Genomic DNA, 2,364 nt, shown 5'->3' with positions numbered 1-2,364 from the left:
TAGACTAATTAATTATTATAAAATCTCAAAAAATAAACTGACTTTTTTAGACAAAACGCATAATATTTTTCAAGTAATAAAAATTTAAATACCAATTGTCACGTACCCTCTCATTTAGAAAAAAGCCGTGAATAATCTGACTCAACTATTCAATCGTTTTAAAGCGAATTCAATTTTAATTTATTGCCTGCAAATTTTAATTGTACTCACAGGTACAACTTTAGGTTTACTTTGGTTAGGACATAACGAGCTGATCGTTCCTGTGACTTTAGGTGCAATTGCTGCTGCACTTACCGATTTTGATGATCGCTTAAGTCTTCGTTTACGCAATCTGCTTTATGTCTGCCTACTCTTTTTTACTGTCAGCACTATTCTTGGTTTTTTAGCACCTTATAAATTTTTATTTATTTTATATCTTTCAATTTCCAGTGCTTGTTTCATTTTATTGGGAGCTTTAGGGCAACGCTACGCTACCATTTCTTTTGGTACGATTTTACTCTCAATTTATAGTATGTTTGGTTTAGGAGAATATGCACACTGGTACCAACAGCCTACTTATTTTGTCTATGGTGCGTTGTGGTACGGCCTAACTTCTATTTTATTTTTTATTCTTAAACCAACACTTCCTTTACAAGATAAACTTTCACAAATTTTTGAAGAAATTTCAGCCTTACTTCAAGCTAAAGCACGGTTGTTCGACCCAGATAATAAAGAAAATGTTGAACAGCTTTTATTTGAGTTATCACTACAAAATACACAAGTTGCGCAAAGTCTTAACCAAATACGCAGCTCTCTGCTAACTCGCCTTAAGGCATCACGAGTCAGTAATAAAAGTATTTACTGGTTAAACCTATACTTTTTTGCGCGAGATATACACGAGCAGGCAACTTCTAATTATTTACACTACGAGCATATCCAACAAAATTTTAGCCGTAGTGATCTCATTTTTCGTTTTCAGAAAAACCTACGCTTACAGGCACAAGCTTGCTATGATTTAGCCCAATGCATTTTGCATAATCAACAATATCAGTCTTCTCAAGAAAGCCAAATTGGCCTAAACCATTTGGAAAGCTCTTTGAAAGACTGGATACAACAGCATCCACAAAATTTTGAAGTTAAAAATTTAAAGCTGATTTTTAATAATTTAAAAGGAATGCATGAACAATTTGAGCAGCTTCAATATGCTCAACCGTTTAATGAAACGTTGAATCAAAACAAGCAAGAACATCTCAATTTACTAGATGACGATATTCAAGGATTTTCAGACCTTGTTTTAAAAATTCGGCAGCAACTGACGCCACAATCGGCCCTATTTAGACATGCAGTACGAATTGCGGTTGTCTTTGCTGCGGGTTATGCCATTTCCCTCTTACCTTTTGCCCAACATGGTTACTGGATTTTGCTCACCAGTTTATTTGTTTGCCAAATTACTTACTTTGCAACCAAAAGTCGTTTAAAGCTTAGAACGATTGGGACTTTACTCGGCGTTTTATTGGGTATTCCCATTTTATATTTTGTTCCTAGTATTGAAGGTCAACTCATTCTTACCATTATTTGTGGAGTTAGCTTTTTCTACTTACGCCAGAAAAAATATGCGCTGGCAACACTGATGGCAACCTTAATGGTATTGCTCATTTTCAACTTAAAAGGTGCAGGTTACAGCATTATTTTACCTCGCCTAATCGACACCTTATTAGGCTGCTTTATTGCTTGGCTTGCTGTTAATTTTATATGGCCGGACTGGAACTTCCGTAATATTCCAAACAATATTAAGAAAAGTAGCCAAGCAACTTTCGATTACTTCAATGTGATTGTCGAGCAATATCAGCATGGGAAAAATCAAGACATTGAATATCGTAGAATTCGCCGTGCTGCACATAACGCGCAAATTGAACTGTCGAATATGATTTCAAGCTTAAGTGCCGAGCCCAACCCAAATCCAGAGCTGATTCATTATGCCTTTCGTTATTTGGTTTATAGCCACAGCCAGCTGAGCTATATCGCAGCATTAGGTAGCCAAAGACAAAAAATTGACGATCAACAGGTATTACAACTCTTACTGGATTGTCAGCAAATTCTTAAACAAAGTTTATTTGAACAAGCGTCGGTTAACTTTAGTTTTCTTGAACAAACTTTAAAGCAAATTCAAAGTTTAATAACTCACGAACATTTTTCAGAGAACTACACACTTGTCTTAAAACAGATGAGTTTATTATTAGAAACCTTGCCTGAACTCTTAAGCTTAAAAGGCAAACTTTTAGAGCATGAAATTAAATAGAATAAAAAATACCGGAATATAAATTCCGGTATTTTTTTAATGTAAGTCTTGTACAACTCTTTCCTGCATTTCTCGTTTTAAAGCTA

1 protein-coding gene is annotated in these 2,364 nt (G+C 34.9%); it reads left to right on the top strand.

All coding sequences use genetic code 11. The features are described from left to right. The first annotated feature begins 127 nt into the window (after window positions 1–127). Window positions 128–2,278 carry a YccS family putative transporter gene (gene yccS, locus VXQ92_RS15770; RefSeq protein ID WP_416682443.1) on the top strand — a complete coding sequence of 717 codons (2,151 nt, stop codon included), beginning with the start codon at window positions 128–130 and terminating at the stop codon, window positions 2,276–2,278. The last annotated feature ends 86 nt before the right edge of the window (window positions 2,279–2,364 follow it).

The organism is Acinetobacter sp. 228 (genome assembly GCF_048147885.1).
This window is presented reverse-complemented; position numbering and strand designations above follow the sequence as displayed.